The sequence below is a fragment of the Phytobacter massiliensis JC163 genome, assembly GCF_000321045.1.
Classification (GTDB): domain Bacteria; phylum Pseudomonadota; class Gammaproteobacteria; order Enterobacterales; family Enterobacteriaceae; genus Phytobacter_A; species Phytobacter_A massiliensis.
In genome coordinates this window covers 289,840-307,403 of sequence record NZ_HE578949.1, presented here as the reverse complement: position 1 = coordinate 307,403, position 17,564 = coordinate 289,840, and the positions used below count along the sequence as shown (strand labels likewise).

The following is a 17,564-nucleotide window of genomic DNA, read 5'->3' as shown; positions in this document are numbered from 1 at the left end:
GCTGCTGCTGTTGCACCCCATCCCGAAAACATAAAAACGCTGCCTGCAACCCCTTATTCGGAGAAGATAATGAACGCAACGACTCTACCCATTCTCGATCTTGCCCGCTACTTCAACCCCGCTGAGCGGGATGACTTTCTGCAACAGCTGCGCGTTTCTGCACGCGACATCGGTTTTTTCTACCTTATCAATCACGGCATTGAAGAAAACCTGCAACGTGCCGTCCAGCAGGAAGCTCGCCGCTTCTTCGCCCTTAGCGACGACCAGAAGCAGCAGGTCGCGATGATCCACTCCCCCCATTTTCGCGGCTATAACCGCGCGGCATCGGAAATTACCCGCGGCAAACCCGACTGGCGCGAACAGTTCGATATCGGCGCGGAACGTCCGGAGCTGTCGCTTGCGCAGGACGATCCCCGCTGGCGTCGGTTACAGGGACCCAACCAGTGGCCTGACCAGCAGCCCGCGCTAAAAGAGACGCTGCTGCTGTGGCAAAAATCGATGACCGAAATGGCGCTTGTGCTGCTGCGCGCCTTCGCCGAAGCGCTGCGTCTGCCTGCTGACGCTTTCGACGCGCTCTACGGCGAAATGCCTAACGAACATATCAAGCTGATCCGCTACCCCGGCCAGCAGGATGGCGCTCAGGGGGTCGGCGCGCATAAAGATTCCGGTTTCCTGAGCTTCCTGTTGCAGGATCAGCAGCGCGGTCTGCAGGTTGAAGTCGCGCCCGATCGCTGGATCGATGCCGCCCCGCTGCCCGGCAGCTTTGTGGTGAATATTGGCGAGCTGCTTGAGCTGGCGACCAACGGCTATTTACGCGCCACGGTACACCGCGTGGTTTCACCCCCGCTCGGGGAAGATCGCCTCTCTATCGCCTTCTTCCTTGGTGCCCAACTTGATGCCGTAGTCCCCGTCTATGCGCTGCCGGAAGCGCTGGCGCGCGAAGCGCTCGGGCCGGAAAGCGATCCGCACAATCCCCTGTTACGGGACGTGGGCTGGAACTACCTGAAAGGCCGTTTGCGTTCGCACCCGGACGTGGCTGAACGTTACTACCGCGATGTGCTGCGTGAACGCACGGAACAACTGATCGTCTGACACCATAACAACACAGGAATAAGCACATGAAATATGCCGCATTTAAACTGGCAGGGGTTGCGTTGTCTCTTTCACTGGCCTGGAGCTCCGCGCAGGCAAACACATTACGTATCGCGGCCGACCCGGTTCCGCATGCTGAAATCCTCAATTACGTGAAAAAGCTGGATCCGAAACTGGACATTACCGTTGTGGAGCTGACCAGCGGCGCCAATGCTAATGAACTGCTGGCCAATGGCGACGTGGACGCTAACTACTTCCAGCATGTTCCTTACTTAAAAGATCAGGAGAAAGCGCTGGGTAAAACTTTCGCCGTGGCGGCAACCGTGCATATTGAGCCGCTCGGCATCTATTCACGCAAATATAAAGATTTTAAAGATGTGCCGGAAAAGGCCACCGTCGCGGTGCCAAATAACGCAACCAACCTGAGCCGCGCGCTTTTTCTGCTGCAAAGCCAGGGGCTGATAAAGCTGAGTGCGCAATTCACCGATCCGGCCAGCACGCTGGCAACGCCGAAAGATATCGCCGAAAACCCGAAACAGCTGAAAATTCTTGAAGTTGAATCGCCGCAGATACCGCGTTCGCTGGATGATGTCGATCTGGCCGTGATCAACGGCAACTACGCGCTGGAGGCCGGACTCTCTCCGGCGAAAGACGCGCTGGGTCTGGAGAGCGCTGACCATAACCCCTACGCCAATATTCTGGTGACCAACCCAAATCTCGCCAACGATCCGCGCATTAAAGCGCTGGCGAAAGATCTCACCTCCCCGCAGGTAGCGGAATTTATCCGTAAAACCTATAACGGTTCGGTTATCCCGGTCTCGCCGCAGTCATGATTGAGATTGAAGGGCTGAGTAAACGCTATGCCGGAGCAGGCCGACCGGCGCTGAATAACGTGTCGTTAAGCATACCGAAAGGGGCGGTGTACGGCATTCTCGGGCGCAGCGGCGCGGGTAAAAGCACCCTGATCCGCTGCCTCAATCTGCTTGAGCGGCCTACCGCTGGCCGGATAGTGGTTAACGGCAACGATATTACCCGGCTGGATAAGGCCGGGTTACGGGAGCACCGTCTGCGAACCGGGATGATTTTCCAGCACTTTAATTTGCTTCACGCGCGCACGGTGGCGGATAACGTTGCCGTCCCACTGGAAATTGCCGGTCTGCCGAAAGCCTCGCGCCAGGCGCGGGTTGAGGAGCTACTCTGGCTGGTGGGGCTGAGTGAAAAAGCGCAGGCATTTCCGTCGCAGCTCTCCGGCGGGCAGAAACAGCGTGTTGGCATCGCCAGAGCGCTGGCGGCAAAGCCGGATGTGCTGCTGTGCGACGAAGCCACCAGCGCGCTGGATCCTGAGACTACCGCCTCTGTGCTGGCGCTGCTGGCGGATATCAACCAGAAGCTAAAACTGACCATTGTCCTTATCACCCACGAACTTGAGGTGGTGAAAACCCTGTGCGATCACGCCGCGCTGCTGGAAAATGGCGAAGTTATCGAAAGCGGGAAGATCGCCGATCTGCTGGTGGCTCCCTGGTCGAAACTACGTCAGGGGTTGCTACATGACCCGCAGGCCGAGCGCGATTTCCTTGCCCGTCACGGCTTTAACGGGAGGCCGCTATGCGTAGTAGCATGAATTTTGCCGATCTGTGGCCGTTGCTGCTCAACGGCACGCTGGAGACCCTCTATATGGTGGCGCTGGCGGCAATATTTACCGTACTCATCGGCCTGCCAATAGGGGTTTTACTCTATCTTTCCCGCGCCAACGGGCTGTTGCCCATGCCACGCGCCAATGCGTTGCTGGGTACCGTTATCAACTTTGGCCGCTCGCTGCCTTTTCTGGTGTTATTGATTGCGCTCATTCCGTTTACCCGCCTGCTTATTGGCACCACGCTTGGCAGTACGGCGGCAATCGTGCCAATCACCATCGGCGCTTTTCCCTTTTTTGCCCGGCTGACGGAAAACGCGCTGGATGAGGTAGATCACGGGCGTATCGAGGCCATTCTTTCTATGGGCGGCACGACCCGCCACGTCATTACCAAAGCCCTGCTGCCGGAGGCGCTCCCGGCCCTTCTGGCTGGCATCACGCTTACCGTGGTAATGCTCATCGGTTTTTCATCAATGGCCGGGGTGATCGGCGGCGGCGGCCTCGGTGACCTGGCCATCCGCTATGGCTATCAGCGCTTCAATAATGAGGTGATGGCCGGCACGGTAGTGATTTTACTGGTACTGGTTCAGACCGTGCAGATGGTGGGCGATCGGCTGGTGCGCCGTCTGGCGCACCGACGATGAATTACGCCCGCTGCTCTTTTTTCACCAGAATGGTGGTCAGCACAAACGAGAGGATCAGGGCGATGGCCACCCCGGACAGCGCAAACGTAAAGTACGGGCCGATATAGGCGGGCAGGCTAAAGATGCTCGACAGGATATAGCCGTACAGCCGCACGCCGAAGAAAGCGATAAATGCCGAGGCCAGCGCGCTGGCGATGGTGGCGGAGATAAAGGCTTTTTTGTAGCGCGTCAGTACGCCAAAAAGCGCAGGCTCGGTAATCCCCAGCAGCGCGGAGACCGCCGCCGACAGCGTGACGGTTTTATCCTGGCGGTTTTTGCTCAGGCGCCAGATGGCGAACGTTGCCCCGGCGATGGACATGTTAGCCATAAACATCATCGGCATCAGCATGTCGTAGCCGTGCTCGCTAAAGTTTTGCAGCGCGATGGGCGTCATAGCGTGGTGCATGCCGGTGAGGATCGCCACCGGACGAATCGCGCCGACCACCAGCCCCGCGAAGCTGGCGGAAATACCAAACAGCCCCTCAATAAACCAGGCCAGCGCTTTACCCAGGTAAATGCCAATCGGCCCAATGACCACCAGCGCGGCCAGGGCGGCAAGGAACAGCGTCAGGGTTGGCGTAAAGACCGTTTTCAACACGTCGGGCATGATTTTATCCACCCCGCGGTGAATGTAGCTCAGCGCCAGGATCGAGAAAATCACCGGAATGACGCTGGCGGAGTAGTTAAATACCGACACCGGCAGCACATCCAGCAACCAGAAGGCGCTTACCGCCCCCTCCTGATGCGCCGCCAGCGCCTTCGCCGCATCAATCAGCGAGGGATACATCAGGCATGCCGCCACCGCTGCCGCCAGGTACTCGTTGGTTTTAAAAATTTTCGCCGCCGACACGGCCAGGAAGAACGGCAGGAAATAGAACACGCCGCTGGCAATAAGGTCGATAATCATCACGGTATCGCTTTTCGCCGAGACCACGTTTAGCGCGATCAGGCCGGCGAGCAACCCTTTAATCATCCCGGCCCCGGCAATCGCCGGAACAATGGGCCCAAAAACGCCGGAGACGGTATCCATAAATAACGATACCAGCCCTTTGCGCCCCGCCGCCTGCTCCCCTGCCTGAGGAGCGGTGCCCAGCATCGCCAGCATCTGTTCATACCAGCTATTCACCTTCGGCCCGATGACAATCTGGAACTGATCGCTCTGTAGCTGTGCGCCCAGCACGCCGGGCAGCGCTTTGATCGCGCCCTGATCCACTTTATTGTCGTCCACCAGATCGAAACGCAGGCGCGTCATACAGTGCCAGACATTATTGATATTCTCTTTACCACCCACCAGGTGAATAATTTTGCCAATGGCTTCTTGCGTCCCCATACCTGCTCCCGCCGGAATATTGTCGTTTTAATACCTGCCACCAAGGGTAGAGAAACTGAAAACGTAAAACAAACCAATAAAATATGAAATCCGTCACAATTTAACCATACAAAGGAATCAAAAGCACGATTGAAGGCAAATTGGTCTGGTTTTTAATTAAAAGATAATGAAATAACTGACCAAAAAAATTTAAAAAAACGGTTTACCCGTAGATAAAATTAAGGGGAAGATAATAACCATTCTGACTTAACCTGCGCTAAGGAGTTTTCCTGTGACGCCAACCCTGATTCAAGGTATCGACTGCTTTATCACCCGCCCGGACAGACACAATCTGGTGACCGTACGCATTCTTACCGATAAAGGCATAGTCGGCCACGGCTGCGCCACCTTCCAGCAGCGCCCGCTGGCGGTGAAGACGATGGTTGATGAATATCTCAGGCCGCTGCTTGTTGGCCGCGACGCCAACCATATCGAAGACCTCTGGCAGATGATGAACGTCAACGCCTACTGGCGAAACGGCCCGGTGATGAATAACGCTATTTCCGGGGTGGACATGGCGCTGTGGGATATTAAAGGCCAGCTGGCGGGTATGCCGCTCTGTCAGCTATTCGGCGGACAGGCGCGTAACGCCATTGCCGCCTACAGCCACGCCAGCGGCGAGACGCTTGACGAACTGTTCGCGAGCGTTGACCGCCTGCGTGAACAGGGCTACCGCCATATTCGCTGCCAGTTAGGCTTTTACGGCGGCACCCCGGCGGCCCTGCATACGCCGGACGCCCCAACAGCGGGCGCTTATTTTGATCAGCAGGAATATATGCAGAACACCGTCGCCATGTTCAGGGCGCTGCGGGAAAAATACGGTTATACCCTGCATATCCTTCATGACGTGCATGAGCGGCTTTTCCCACAGCAGGCGGTACAGCTGGCAAAGCAGCTTGAACCTTACCAGCCTTATTTTATTGAGGATATTCTGCCGCCGCAGCAGAGCGCCTGGCTGGATCAGGTGCGCCAGCACAGCAGCGTGCCGCTGGCGATGGGGGAGCTGTTTAACAACCCGGCGGAGTGGCATGACCTAATCGTCAACCGGCGGATCGATTTTATCCGCTGCCATGTTTCGCAAATTGGCGGCATTACCCCCGCCCTTAAGCTGGCGGTGCTGTGCCAGGCCTTTGGCATTCGTCTCGCCTGGCATGGTCCTGGCGATATGACGCCGATAGGCGTGGCGGTGAATACACACCTGAATGTGCACCTGCATAACGCGGCGATTCAGGAGTATATCCCGCGCTCAGCGCAGACAGACGCCGTCTTCCCCGGCGCGCCGGTAGTCAAGGATGGCTTCATCTATCCGCCGCAAACGCCGGGCATCGGCGTGACCTTTAATGAAGCGGAAGCGCTACGCTATCCGGTGGTGTATCGCCCCCACGACTGGACGCAAAGCCGCCTGCCGGACGGCAGCATCCATACCCCTTAATCAGCTTTCCCCTTTGCGAAACGCCAGATTTTCGCGGTTATAAGGAATGACGTACGTGCAGGTGTAGTTGATATCAATAATGTCGCTGATTTCATACACCTGCCCGCCCTGCAGAATCCCGCGGTTGCTGATGTGCATGGCCGGACTGCCTTTTTTACACCCCAGCAACGCCGCCTGCTCGCGGCTGACGCTTACCGCCCGGTAAGTGGTCAGCATATGGGAGATGTGGTAGCCCTTACTCAGTACGTACTGTTGCAGAGAGCTTTCAATAACCTGCTGATTGAGATCAGGAAAGTCGGCGGCAGGCATCCGGGAGATCTCAATCTGCACCGCCTCTTCATCGACAAAACGCAGCCGACAAAACTGCCAGATAAAGCTCTCATCCGTCAGACCAAAAATTTGCTGTTCATCGCGATCGGGGCGTTTTTTATGCAGGCTAATCATCCGAAAGCGGATCTGGTCGAAACGCTTTTCGGTAATGGAGTTATAGACCAGCGGATTGTTGCGGGCCTGCTCGTTAATCCAGATACCCGATCCCTGGACGATGCGCACCACGCCAATGCTCGCCAGTTTTTCTACCGCCTGGCGTATGGTAAAACGCGAAACGCCATACTCCTGCGCCAGTTGTCTTTCAGGAGGAAGCTTGCGCGGGCCGGACGCGTTGTCCTGATAGATTTTGCTAAGCAGATCCTGAGTTACAAACTCTTTTTTCTTCATCTCTCATTTCCTGAAAGCTTTCCCGCATTGCCGCGTGTTATAACATTTGTCAGGTGCAGATTCTCACGTTTCGCCGTATCAAACAGGGATTTTTGGTCATGACAAACCGACGACTGATTAGCCTGGTCACAGGCGTGCTGATTTTTGCCGTGTTATTGCCGGTAGTCCTAAGCATCTGGCTGGCCCATCGCCAGGCGGAAGAATCGTTTATGAACGAGCTGAATACCTTTTCGCAACTGGTAAAAATGCGCGTAGAACGGGTCGTAAATCAGGGCAAAACCGCGCTGCGGCAGCTTGAAACCTTCAAAGGCACGCCCTGTAGTTCGGATCATCTGCTGATGATGCGCCAGATTTCCTATTCCCACCGCTATGTACAGGAAGTGCTCTATCTTGATAATTCGCGCCCGCTCTGTTCATCAATGGAGCGCGACAGCACCGCCTCTACCTTTCCTGCCCCGCAAACCATTGGACCAGAAGGCTTCAAAGCGTGGATAATCAACGCCGAAACACCGGGCTTTAAACGCAATATGGTGGCCCTCGGTAGCCAGCATCATGTTGTGATAACGGACCCGCTCTCATTTATTGATGTGCTCTCGTTTGGCCCCTGGCCTATCAATATTGCCCTGATTGGCCGCGATACCGGCCAGGTGATCGCCGCGACCCAGCCGCTTGAACCGGCGATGGTCAAGGAAATTATTAACAGCAAGACGCAGCAGTTTCACGCCGGGGATGCCGCCTGGCACGTCTCACCGGCGCCGGAGCTGAGCGTGACAATCGTGACATGGGCGGCGTTAACGCCGCTGCAGCAAAACTGGCACCGCCTGCTGATGATCTGGCTGCCCCTTGGCCTTCTGTTCAGCCTGCTGATCGCCTTCTTTTTGCTGCGTATCTTGCATCGCCTGCAATCGCCCCATCAACGAATGCTCGATGCTATCCGCGCGCGGGAAATTATTGTCTTCTACCAGCCGATTGTTGCGCTTAACAGCGGCAAAGCGGTCGGTGCCGAGGCGCTGGCGCGCTGGCGGCAGTCGGACGGTACGCTGCTCGCGCCGGATGTGTTTATTCCGCTGGCGGAGCAGACGGGGTTGATGCCGCAGTTGACCCGGTTAATTATCGAGAATGTCTTTAGCGATATGGGTGCCTGGCTGCAGGCGAACCCGGAGATGCACATTTCAATCAATATCGATCCCACCGATTTGCTCAACCGCAACCTGCCCGTACTGCTCCGGCAGCATATTCACCAGTGGCAGCTTTCACCTACGCAAATTGCGCTGGAGCTTACGGAACGCGGCTTTGCCGATCCAAAATTGAGCGTACCGGTAATCGCCGCACTGCGCGCTGAGGGGCACGCTATTTACATTGATGATTTCGGGACGGGCTACTCAAGTCTTAGCTATCTGCAAGACCTGGAGGTGGACATCCTTAAAATCGATAAGTCGTTCGTCGACGCGGTGGAGTATAAGAACGTGACGCCGCACATTATCGAGATGGCGAAAGCGCTAAACCTGGCGATGGTGGCGGAAGGGATCGAAACCGAAGGCCAGCTGCGCTGGCTGCAGGAGCACGGCGTCCAGTTCGGCCAGGGCTGGTACTACAGCAAAGCGCTGGCAAAAGATGAGTTTATCGCCTGGACGCAAAGAAACCTGCAGGCCAGCTGAATCAGGGCGCGGCGAGTTGCCGCGCCGGTTGGCTGTCGTTAACGCTGCGACCAGCTAAAGGCGTAGCGTACCGTCTCCCGGTGCAGAATAAACGCGGGCGATACGCTGGGACTCCACGAGTCGTCGCCCCCCAGCCCCATATGGAACGCGTCAAGCTGCAGCCAGCAGCCCTGCTCTTGCCGCAGCAGATGGTGATGCGTGGTCTCATGAAGCTGCCGCTGGCTGTAGCGGCTCAGGGAGAAGTGGAACTCGCCTGCCAGATGATGATGACCATAGCTTAACTCCCGCGTATCGCAGCGCAGGCCGTTCTCCGTTGGGAAGATGTAAGGCGTATGCATCTGCGCAAGCGGCTGTGTCCAGCGCCCCTGACGGGCCGCCAGCTGACGATCCGGGTAGTTTTCGTGCGGCCCCAGCCCCAGCCAGCTGACGCTTTCGGCCAGCTCCGCCAGCTGACACTGCAGGCCGATACGGGCCGGCGGTGGCACGTTGAGCGAGCGCTGCACGCTCACCTCCCCCCTCAGTACACCGTCGCCGCCCGCTCGCCAGCATTTGTCGCTGATAAACAGCGTCTGCCCGTTAGCGTGCCAGCGATGCCGGGTGGTAATCACTACCTCATGGGCATTCTCGTGCGCCTCGCAGCTCACCAGCTCGCCGACGAGATTGTACATCCCGGCCGCTTTCCAGCGCTCCACCCAGGCGTTGGGATCGATGCGCGTCGCTTCGCTGACGCCAATGTCATTATCCAGCGGCGCGCGGGTAAAGCTGTCGCAGAGCGGTGATAGCAGGGTTGGCTCGCCGTTGCGCCACCACTGCCTCAGATGGCCGCTGACGCGGCAAAACTGCCAGCGCTGGCCGCTGTGTTCAATCACGAAATCGTGTTCATTCGCCTCAAGCGTCGGACGCGGACCCGCCTCTTTCAGCGGCGCGGCAAAAAGCGGCGCGGGCAGACGCCATTGATCCCAGGCGCAGCGATGATTTGCAGGCGACCAGCAGGTGGCCGCGCGCTGGTAAACATCCACGTTCAGCCAGATTTCGCCTGCGCGCGGCGGAAATGCAGGGCACGGCAGTTCAATCTGCACGGTTCCCTGCGCCGGTAGCGCCAGCGCTACCTCCCCTTGCGCCAGCGGCTCGCCGTCCAGCGTAATCGACCAGGCCAGCATTTCGTTATCGGCCGCGCGGAAGAGAAACTCGCTGGTCACCTCCACCACCAGCGGCGCGGTGCTGACAAGCTGAAACTGGAAAAATTGCTGGGCGCGCTGCGCTTCATACAGCGCCGGATGCGGCGTGCGGTCCGGAAAGACCAGCCCGTTAAGGCAAAACTGCCGGTCATTTGGGGTGTCGCCAAAATCACCGCCGTAGGCCCAGAAACGTTCGCCGTCCGGGGCGCTTTTGGTCAGCGCCTGGTCAACCCAGTCCCAGACAAAGCCGCCCTGCAGGCGAGGATAGTCGCGGAAAGCCTGCCAGTAGCGGGCGAAACCGCCAAAACTGTTGCCCATCGCATGAGCGTATTCGCAGAGGATCAGCGGGCGGGTTTCATCAGGCATGCCGATCCACTTTTTTATCGACCATTTCGGCACCGCCGGGAAAGGCTGATCCTGATCGACGCGGGCATACATCGGGCAGACGATGTCGGTTGCCGCCGTGTTTGCGCCACCGCCCTCATACTGCACCGGGCGCGTAGGATCGGTGGATTTTACCCAGCGATAGAGCGCATCGTGGGTAGCGCCATGCCCCGATTCATTGCCCAGCGACCAGATTATAATGGACGGATGGTTGCGATCGCGCAGCACCATCCGGGTCACACGCTCGCTCATCGCCGCAAACCACTGGGGCGAATCTGCAAGGCGGCTCATGGGCACCATCCCGTGCGTCTCGATATTGGCCTCGTCAACCACATACAGGCCGTACCGATCGCACAGGCGATACCATAGCGGATGGTTAGGATAGTGGGAGCAGCGTACAGCATTAAAATTGTGCTGCTTCATCAGTTCAATATCACGACGCATAGTCGCTTCATCCACCGCCTGGCCATGTTCAGGGTGATGTTCATGGCGATTAACGCCGCGAATCAGCAGCGGTTTGCCGTTAAGCCGCAACAGGCCGTTGTGGATGTCCACCTGGCGAAAGCCAACATCGCAGCCCTCCACATCCAGCAGACGGCCCGCACCGTCATACAGGGAAAGCGTCAGCCGGTAGAGCCAGGGCGTTTCCGCGCTCCACAGCAGCGGGCGCTCTATGTCCAGCGTTGCATTCACCCGCTCCGCCCAGCCGCCGCGCTCATCGACCACCGCGCCGCCGGGTGTCTGATGTGCCTGGGCGATGACCTCCTCACCGCGCCATAGCGTCAGCGTCAGGCTACAATCATCAAATTCCCCGGCCAGCTCCGCTTCGACGGCCAGTCGCCCCTGGCTGAACGCGTCGTTAAGGTGCGTCGCCAGATGAAAATCAGCGATGTGCGTCTGCGGCTTATGCAGCAGCGTGACGTCACGGAAGATGCCGCTCATCCGCCACATATCCTGATCTTCCAGATAACTGCCGTCGCACCAGCGCAGCACCATTACCGCCAGGCGATTCTCCCCGGGCCGCAACGCCGCGCTTAAATCAAACTCGGCGGGCAAACGGCTATCCTGGGAATACCCTATCCACTGGCCATTGCACCACAGGTAAAAAGCTGAGTTAACGCCATCGAAAATAATGCGCGTCTGCCCGCTCTCCAGCCATTGTGCCTCAACATGAAATGTGAGCGAATAACAACCGGTGGGGTTTTCTTGGGGAACAACGGGCGGATTTACCGCAATGGGATAGGTCACATTGGTATAGACGGGGATATCAAACCCCTGCATCTGCCAGTTCGACGGCACCGGCATAGAGACAGCATCGGCGCAGTCTTGCTGGATCCAACTCTCCGGCACCGCTTCCGGCGCGTTAAAAAACGAGAATCGCCACGCTCCATTCAGGGAACGGCGCGAGGCGGACGCCGAATCGCGCAGCGCTTCGCCCTCGTCACGCCAGCCGTGCAGGGGCGCATGGGCAGGCAGGCGGTGCCACTGGGTAACGACCGGGTTTTCCCAGTCGCGGCGGCTGAGTATGGAATTTAACGCGGTAACAGACATAACACCCTCTTAGCGAAGCGCTCACAATTTTAGCCACAATGCACGCTAATTATCCCTGCGTAAAGCGCCGCGCTACGGCAAAGCGAAAACGATCACAAAAGCGTTAACGACGATCGAGGCGGGCCACCAGACGCGCCAGTTCATTCAACCGCCCGGCAAGCGTTTCCCCGCTGATGCCGCCCTGCGTCGCTGGTGCCGTTGAGGCACGCTCAATCAGCGTCACCGGCAGTTGTAGTTGCGCTATCGACTCATCGCCCGGCTGGCGGGCAAGTAGCCACTCCACGCTGCGTTCCCCCGCCTCTTTAAAAGCCTGGCGTAGTGTGGTCAGCGGCGGCGAAAACCAGGCGCTGTCGGCGGTATCATCGTAACCCACCACCGACACCAAATCGGGAACGGTCAGCCCTTTTTCCGCGCAGGCGCGCAGCACCCCAAGCGCCATCTGGTCGTTGGCGACCAGAATCGCCTGCGGCGCTGGCGTCGCCCCCAGCAGCAGATGGCCTTTTTCATAGCCTGAAGCCGCGCTCCAGTCACCCTGCTCGCAGCCGCAGGGCGTCAGCCCCGCCCGCTCCAGCGCCCCTTTCCAGCCCGCCATACGCGCCCGTGCCGACACCGAAGAGCGCGGCCCGCCCAGCAGGGCAATCTGTGTATGCCCCTGCGCCAGTAAATGCTCAACGCCCAGCCGCGCGCCCTGCGCGGCATCAAACACCAGGCTATTAACGGCGGCGCTGTCGCTGACGTCAAGGAACAGCACCGGTACCGGATGCGCCTGTGCCGCCAGCGCCTGCGCCTGGTCATCATCCAGCGGGAGATTAATCAACAGGCCATCTACCCGCTGGGCCAGCAGCTCCTGCAATGCGCGGGTACAGCCCTGCGGATCTTGCTGTTCCGGCATGGCGATCAGTACGCTGGCGCCGGACTGCCCGGCACGGGATTTGACCGCCGAGGCAATCTGGGAAGGAGCATGCAGCGCAAGGTCCGCGGTCAGCAGGCCAATGGATTTTGTTCGCTTCCCCGCCAGCTGCTGCGCGCCGCGATTAGGGACATAGTGCAGCGTTTCCATCGCCGCCAGCACTTTTTCTCGGGTGCGGGGCGAAACATGCGCGCCCTGGTTGATAACGCGCGACACGGTCTGGTAAGAGACGCCGGCAAGCCGGGCGACATCGTAGAGGGTGATGTTTTTCATGGCCTTCAACGTAGCGATGTGGTGGCGCTCAGTGTACCCGATAATGCCGGTCGCTGTTACAGCGTCTGAGAGATGCAGAGAGGAATAAAATAAATAACGACGAGCCATCGCGGCCCGTCGCAAACATCATCCATGATGAGTGTGAGATGGTATTATTATTTTGTGGCTATCATCACAAAATCAGGTGTAATTACAATGATGCTTGCATGACAGTTTTATTATTTCTGCGGCGGAATAGGAAAGCCTTTGAGCGAAATAACGAAACTATCGCCTTCTTTTTTATTTTTGCGCCAGCGTCACACCAGTCGGAGGCGATGCGAAAGAACTCATCGCTCTCGATATTCCAGTTCAGGCGCACATGCTTAACGAAGCCAGAGCGTAACAGATTACAGGCCTCGCCGTAGTTGCGGGCCGTAGAGTGCAGTTGTGGGTTCATTTTTTCTTCTTCAGGATTTTACGTAATGCTTTGATCTCTTTAGGAGTTAACGGAGCAGTACTCTCTTCCTCAAGGTGCTGGTTATCAATATCCTCTTCCGAAACTCCCCCCTCTTCCACTGACTGGAAAGCCAGCAGCAGCAGTTTTTCGGTTGCCGTACTCAGGTTTTCACTGTTCTCTTCTGCATAGTGACGAAGCTTTTCTTTTAGCGTTTCATCAATTTTGACGTTTAATACCGCACTGGTCATGATTATCCCTTCCCGAATAAGTGAGCGTGAATATTAATACACGAAGTTAATAACCTGATCCACAAATATATTTAAATATGATGACAGCTTAAAAGTTCCCACTTTTATTTTGCACGTGAAGTATGACAGTTAAATGAAAGTAATATTTCAGCAATATGACAAAAGCTTGTTTATTACCAAAAGACCCGATTATTAGCAGGGATAAATTGCGCATCTGCTGAGCGCGACAGAAGAGTAGTGTGGAAGCGTAGAGAGGCACAAATGGGTGGGGGCCCTGCCAGCTAAGCTTTTTCTAACAAAACCTATGTATTTCAATGCACTAAAAAGCGGTGAGGCAATGATTTTTTATCACCAAAAGTATACACTGGCAAGCCGTTTTCTCATGCGACAGACACAAAAAAACCGGGGCTGACCCGGCTTTGTATGGCTTTTGACCAAACTCCATCTAAGCTACATTTTCCACTACAATGTAGGATCGCCCAACCTCATCAATCAGTGGTTGGAGGTTCGTATTACTGCCTTTGACTGTAAATAGGTCTTCTGGCTGTTCATCTTTTACGGCTTTTTTAACATAACCATAATACGGACGACTAACCGCAGTCCTTAAAGATACTTCCGTACAAGAAGATAAAGCGACCACATTTTCCCCTGTATACTTGAACACTGGCGGCTCATAGTTTTTGATCACGCTCCGGCAAGAGTTCACAAATTGTGTGAACGCTTCAATTTTACCTGCTAGAGCCAAACGACGGGCATGTTCGATCTCATCTACCGTGAGATCGGGAGCGGAAATCTGGACCACCTCGTCTTCACGCGACAATCCGTTACACAATTTCAAATGATGATACAGTGCCCTGGAAGCACATCTTAGAACCCTTGTCATGCGTTCCGTGTTCCGTTTGGATGGCTCAGTATTTTTACCTTGAGAAATATTATAATCCCACATCTGCCGATGTACTGTTGGCGTATCGATATGATCCAGTTGTTCTAAGATTGCAAGAATTCGCTCTCCTTTGAACCTTCTTGTCTCTTCTTCCTGCCCCAATGCACCGCAGATACAATCTTCCACAATGCGTGGCAACTCCCCCAAGGAGCCATACCCTCGTAAGAAAATGCGCACAGCTGTATTATCAACCCCTTTTGCTACAGCACCCTTAGTTTTCGCCATATTGTTCTCCTTTTTAAATAGACATAAGTAATCCTCCGCTATCGCTGGTAGCGATCAGGATATGTGGCCTTCCTTTGTGGATGGCATTTGGTTTTAAAGTACCGTGTTTACGGTAGCTTGATATGTCTCGCTGTGCGCCAGACGACGTTAACGCTTATACGATAAGAATGACCAACATACGATTGCAGTCGCGCTGACCACCATTCTCGTACAGAGCGATCTAAATCGCTTTTCCACACACATGCTGGCACAGCCAATGATGTAAACATCAGCAAGGAATCTCAGTACCATGATGTAAACACATGGCGGGGTATCAGCTAGGTTACCTGAGTCCACGACTGGAACAGACCACACAGAGACAGGCTATCAGGCTGTTGATGTTGTGGGATGTAACAGAGTGGTAAACGAAGGTTATGGTATGGACAGACAAGTCTGTTCACGTCTGGGCAGACCATTACCATTATATCTTCTAAAGTGGCGTAGCCGAGTTGTCACGGAGTGACGTAAGTAAATAACTAAACAACCATCCAGATGACACCAGTCATCCTGCTGTTGGTTTTCACTCTTTTGCTTTTGTTTCGACGAGATTATGAGTGTTAGTGTGTATAAATGTCGAAACGAGATACAAGGAGACCGAAGCCCGTATGGGTGATGTTACGTGAGTTTTCATTCCTGGAGAAGGAAGGAAAAGACAGAGTAACGAAGTCTCTTATATTATTGTGGCGTTTTATTCCTATCACCCAGTATGGGCGAAAAGGAATGAAGGAATACTATATTGTGGCGTTTTATGGCACATCTTCGCTATCTGATGTGTGCGAACGCCCCTCAAGCCACTCCTAATTTCAACCCGCCATTATCCACCTTCTGAAATCATTGTCAAGCAAAATACATGCCACTAGTATATCTTTTTACGTTTATATGATAAAATACTCATGTGATGAATGACTTACAGAGAGATTATTTTGTGCTTTGCCTTTAGACCACCAGCATTTTTTCTGCCATCGGTAGAAGAACGTAAGGAGCTGGTCAGAACCCTGAATGATTTCGGGCTAACGCTGACAACTTCAAGAATCCATCTTCTTCACCACATGAAGCAAACCCAGATCCCGCTTACGGCTTCAGACTTGTCAAAACAGATAGAACTCCCGCTATCAACAACACACAGGAATCTTTCGATGTTCGCTGACTGCGGACTAGTCGATTTCATTTTTGATCGAGCAAGCGTCTGTCGTTGGTATTTTCTTTTCGCAGACCGCCCTAACTTCTGCCCAACTTGCAATCAGACTTACAACGCCGCTCGCTGATACAACCAAATGACCGCATAAAGCGGCTGAGACTGACGCATACAAACAGCGCCAGCGAGCAACCACGACCCTTTACTACCGATACGGAGTTCCAACATGACTACAAAAAGAAATCACAGGCCCAGATTTCCCCGGAATTGAAAACTTATCTCGACAACATCGCAGCGAAGTACAAACCAGATCCGGGGGCCCTAAAGCGTCAAATTGATAATGCGGAAGCTCGCTACAGCCGAACACAACAGTTTTCTGACATTCCAGCGCGGCTGGTGGTTAAACTCCAGAGCCTGATCCTAGACGGCTGGCGGTTTTGCCCTTCAGCTAATTCTTCAGTGCTTTCCAATGCTGCGATGATTTCTGTTAAGTTGCAGAAACCGGAGGCCTTGATCGAAGAGGAGTTGAAGACGCTACGCTCCAGAGTCTCCAACGCTTACCACGATCAACTTTTTAAAGCGATGGAGCGTGAGATTGACGAACTGATACATGAAGCAGCACAGGACGCACAACAGAAAGCAGTTCAGCAAGCAGCTGCCGAAGAAGCTGCAATGCGTGACCAGTTGAGGGCTGCCCTCGGTATGGTGAAAGCATGACAGCGCAATCCAGCCAGACCAAGGGGCAAGAGAGCCCCGTTACCGTCATCAACGAAGATGCATTGAAGCGAGCCATTCAGAAAGCAAAGGAGATTGCAGACGCTACCCCGGAAAAATACCGTCGGGTACATCCAACTTTACGATAACGTTACAAAAGCTATGATCGCAAAATCCTTCATATAACACTCTCTACGCCCTCGAAAATAATAGGCAGATAATTATTATCGACACCACAAAACGCGCTCACAATGGCGCTCATTGCGTTTAACAGGGCTTTACCTTCACACTTAAAGTTTAACTTTTAAATATAGCGTATCATTCTCATCTCTGCGAGAAAATATTCAATCCATTCAGTCCACGGCCTCTGAGGCTGGTTTTCGATTTTCCCGGATCAAATAGCTGAAATGCAGACATAAAAGCCCCGCACATCGCGAAGCTCACGTTCTCACATATTGAGAGAACTTTTCCCGCAAGCATCACAAACCATGATTTATTAAATTCATTCACTTGGTGCAAGGAGATACTATCGGGTCGGTGGGTATACTCCGATCCGAAGAAGTAGCCCGTAAAAGAACATATCGTCTACTTGAAGTTGTTACTCAGGAGGTTTTATGGCACTTTTAAACAGAAGCGACCTTCAATTTCAATACGCATGGTCAGCCTTATCTCCCGATGACCCGCGTATAACGGGAAAACCGGATAGTACATTGCTTAACCGCCATGAAGGGTATGAGGTTCTTTCGTTCCTTAACCGCTTAGCTCATGCAAGTAAGTGGGATACCAAATCGCCAGCACTCAAAGCAGAAAGGCTGATCAAGAACCATCTGCCCGGAGACGTGCGTAGTCACAAGAATGTCTGGCAATGGCTCGTGGATAACTGGAACAGATATCAGTAATTGGCCCCCATGTGACAATTATACAACCGACGCAGCAATGCTGCG

15 protein-coding genes and 1 pseudogene are annotated in these 17,564 nt (G+C 54.8%); 9 read left to right on the top strand and 7 right to left on the bottom strand.

Annotated features, from left to right (window positions below; genetic code table 11):
* Positions 1 to 69: 69 nt before the first annotated feature.
* From ENTHG_RS21365 to ENTHG_RS21350, 4 genes are read left to right on the top strand one after another with little or no spacing between them, the layout of a single operon-like run.
* Positions 70 to 1,092, top strand: coding sequence for an isopenicillin N synthase family dioxygenase (locus ENTHG_RS21365; protein WP_044184740.1), 1,023 nt, complete (start codon positions 70 to 72; stop codon positions 1,090 to 1,092).
* A gap of 26 nt (positions 1,093 to 1,118) precedes the next feature.
* Positions 1,119 to 1,925, top strand: a complete 807-nt coding sequence (locus ENTHG_RS21360; RefSeq protein WP_044184737.1) for a MetQ/NlpA family ABC transporter substrate-binding protein — start codon at positions 1,119 to 1,121, stop codon at positions 1,923 to 1,925.
* The gene (locus ENTHG_RS21355; RefSeq protein WP_081653656.1) at positions 1,922 to 2,713 is read left to right on the top strand and encodes a methionine ABC transporter ATP-binding protein; all 792 of its coding nucleotides are present in this window, start codon (positions 1,922 to 1,924) and stop codon (positions 2,711 to 2,713) included. The genes ENTHG_RS21360 and ENTHG_RS21355 overlap by 4 nt, the downstream gene beginning before the upstream one ends.
* The gene (locus tag ENTHG_RS21350) at positions 2,710 to 3,369 is read left to right on the top strand and encodes a methionine ABC transporter permease (protein WP_161624535.1); all 660 of its coding nucleotides are present in this window, start codon (positions 2,710 to 2,712) and stop codon (positions 3,367 to 3,369) included. The genes ENTHG_RS21355 and ENTHG_RS21350 overlap by 4 nt, the downstream gene beginning before the upstream one ends.
* Position 3,370: 1 nt before the next feature.
* On the opposite strand, the gene ENTHG_RS21345 is transcribed toward ENTHG_RS21350, so the two are convergent.
* Entirely contained in the window at positions 3,371 to 4,738 is a 1,368-nt protein-coding gene (locus ENTHG_RS21345; RefSeq protein WP_044184731.1) for a PTS transporter subunit EIIC, read from the bottom strand.
* A 271-nt stretch (positions 4,739 to 5,009) separates the two neighbouring features.
* Here ENTHG_RS21345 and ENTHG_RS21340 point away from each other — a divergent pair, with 271 nt between their 5' ends.
* The gene (locus tag ENTHG_RS21340; RefSeq protein ID WP_044184728.1) at positions 5,010 to 6,209 is read left to right on the top strand and encodes an enolase C-terminal domain-like protein; all 1,200 of its coding nucleotides are present in this window, start codon (positions 5,010 to 5,012) and stop codon (positions 6,207 to 6,209) included.
* Here ENTHG_RS21340 and ENTHG_RS21335 read toward each other — a convergent pair whose 3' ends face one another.
* The gene (locus tag ENTHG_RS21335) at positions 6,210 to 6,926 is read right to left on the bottom strand and encodes a GntR family transcriptional regulator (protein WP_044184726.1); all 717 of its coding nucleotides are present in this window, start codon (positions 6,924 to 6,926) and stop codon (positions 6,210 to 6,212) included. It abuts the gene before it with no gap.
* Between the two features lie 98 nt (positions 6,927 to 7,024).
* Between ENTHG_RS21335 and ENTHG_RS21330 the strand changes: the two genes are divergently transcribed.
* Entirely contained in the window at positions 7,025 to 8,584 is a 1,560-nt protein-coding gene (locus tag ENTHG_RS21330) for an EAL domain-containing protein (protein ID WP_044184723.1), read from the top strand.
* Positions 8,585 to 8,622: 38 nt separating this feature from the next.
* On the opposite strand, the gene ENTHG_RS21325 is transcribed toward ENTHG_RS21330, so the two are convergent.
* The 5 genes and pseudogenes from ENTHG_RS21325 to ENTHG_RS21305 form a co-directional block, all read right to left on the bottom strand.
* Positions 8,623 to 11,697 carry a beta-galactosidase gene (locus ENTHG_RS21325; protein WP_044184721.1) on the bottom strand — a complete coding sequence of 1,025 codons (3,075 nt, stop codon included), beginning with the start codon at positions 11,695 to 11,697 and terminating at the stop codon, positions 8,623 to 8,625.
* Between the two features lie 103 nt (positions 11,698 to 11,800).
* Entirely contained in the window at positions 11,801 to 12,880 is a 1,080-nt protein-coding gene (locus tag ENTHG_RS21320; protein ID WP_044184717.1) for a LacI family DNA-binding transcriptional regulator, read from the bottom strand.
* Positions 12,881 to 13,098: 218 nt separating this feature from the next.
* Positions 13,099 to 13,316 (bottom strand): annotated as a pseudogene (locus ENTHG_RS21315) (hypothetical protein).
* Positions 13,313 to 13,564: a hypothetical protein gene (locus tag ENTHG_RS21310; protein WP_044184713.1), complete on the bottom strand. Its 252-nt coding sequence runs from the start codon at positions 13,562 to 13,564 to the stop codon at positions 13,313 to 13,315. Before ENTHG_RS21310 ends, ENTHG_RS21315 begins: the two are co-directional and overlap by 4 nt.
* 445 nt (positions 13,565 to 14,009) lie before the next feature.
* Positions 14,010 to 14,732: a hypothetical protein gene (locus ENTHG_RS21305; protein WP_044184710.1), complete on the bottom strand. Its 723-nt coding sequence runs from the start codon at positions 14,730 to 14,732 to the stop codon at positions 14,010 to 14,012.
* 941 nt (positions 14,733 to 15,673) lie between these two features.
* On the opposite strand from ENTHG_RS21305, the gene ENTHG_RS26475 reads away from it, so the two are divergent.
* From ENTHG_RS26475 to ENTHG_RS21295, 3 genes are all read left to right on the top strand, one after another.
* Entirely contained in the window at positions 15,674 to 16,036 is a 363-nt protein-coding gene (locus ENTHG_RS26475) for a helix-turn-helix domain-containing protein (protein ID WP_071825918.1), read from the top strand.
* Complete coding sequence (locus ENTHG_RS21300) at positions 16,006 to 16,623, top strand: hypothetical protein (protein ID WP_237567515.1); 618 nt, start codon at positions 16,006 to 16,008, stop codon at positions 16,621 to 16,623. Before ENTHG_RS26475 ends, ENTHG_RS21300 begins: the two co-directional genes overlap by 31 nt.
* Before the next feature lie 611 nt (positions 16,624 to 17,234).
* Positions 17,235 to 17,519 (top strand): hypothetical protein, encoded by a 285-nt coding sequence (locus tag ENTHG_RS21295; protein WP_003847548.1) that lies wholly within the window; start codon positions 17,235 to 17,237, stop codon positions 17,517 to 17,519.
* Positions 17,520 to 17,564 lie beyond the last annotated feature (45 nt).

What these genes read in the sequence shown, in the direction of transcription:
- ENTHG_RS21365 (WP_044184740.1), top strand. Translation starts at nt 70, where the DNA reads ATGAACGCAACGACTCTACCCATTCTCGATCTTGCCCGCTACTTCAAC.
- ENTHG_RS21360 (WP_044184737.1), top strand. Translation starts at nt 1,119, where the DNA reads ATGAAATATGCCGCATTTAAACTGGCAGGGGTTGCGTTGTCTCTTTCA.
- ENTHG_RS21355 (WP_081653656.1), top strand. Translation starts at nt 1,922, where the DNA reads ATGATTGAGATTGAAGGGCTGAGTAAACGCTATGCCGGAGCAGGCCGA.
- ENTHG_RS21350 (WP_161624535.1), top strand. Translation starts at nt 2,710, where the DNA reads ATGAATTTTGCCGATCTGTGGCCGTTGCTGCTCAACGGCACGCTGGAG.
- ENTHG_RS21345 (WP_044184731.1), bottom strand. Translation starts at nt 4,738, where the DNA reads ATGGGGACGCAAGAAGCCATTGGCAAAATTATTCACCTGGTGGGTGGT.
- ENTHG_RS21335 (WP_044184726.1), bottom strand. Translation starts at nt 6,926, where the DNA reads ATGAAGAAAAAAGAGTTTGTAACTCAGGATCTGCTTAGCAAAATCTAT.
- ENTHG_RS21330 (WP_044184723.1), top strand. Translation starts at nt 7,025, where the DNA reads ATGACAAACCGACGACTGATTAGCCTGGTCACAGGCGTGCTGATTTTT.
- ENTHG_RS21325 (WP_044184721.1), bottom strand. Translation starts at nt 11,697, where the DNA reads ATGTCTGTTACCGCGTTAAATTCCATACTCAGCCGCCGCGACTGGGAA.
- ENTHG_RS21320 (WP_044184717.1), bottom strand. Translation starts at nt 12,880, where the DNA reads ATGAAAAACATCACCCTCTACGATGTCGCCCGGCTTGCCGGCGTCTCT.
- ENTHG_RS21310 (WP_044184713.1), bottom strand. Translation starts at nt 13,564, where the DNA reads ATGACCAGTGCGGTATTAAACGTCAAAATTGATGAAACGCTAAAAGAA.
- ENTHG_RS21305 (WP_044184710.1), bottom strand. Translation starts at nt 14,732, where the DNA reads ATGGCGAAAACTAAGGGTGCTGTAGCAAAAGGGGTTGATAATACAGCT.
- ENTHG_RS26475 (WP_071825918.1), top strand. Translation starts at nt 15,674, where the DNA reads ATGACTTACAGAGAGATTATTTTGTGCTTTGCCTTTAGACCACCAGCA.
- ENTHG_RS21295 (WP_003847548.1), top strand. Translation starts at nt 17,235, where the DNA reads ATGGCACTTTTAAACAGAAGCGACCTTCAATTTCAATACGCATGGTCA.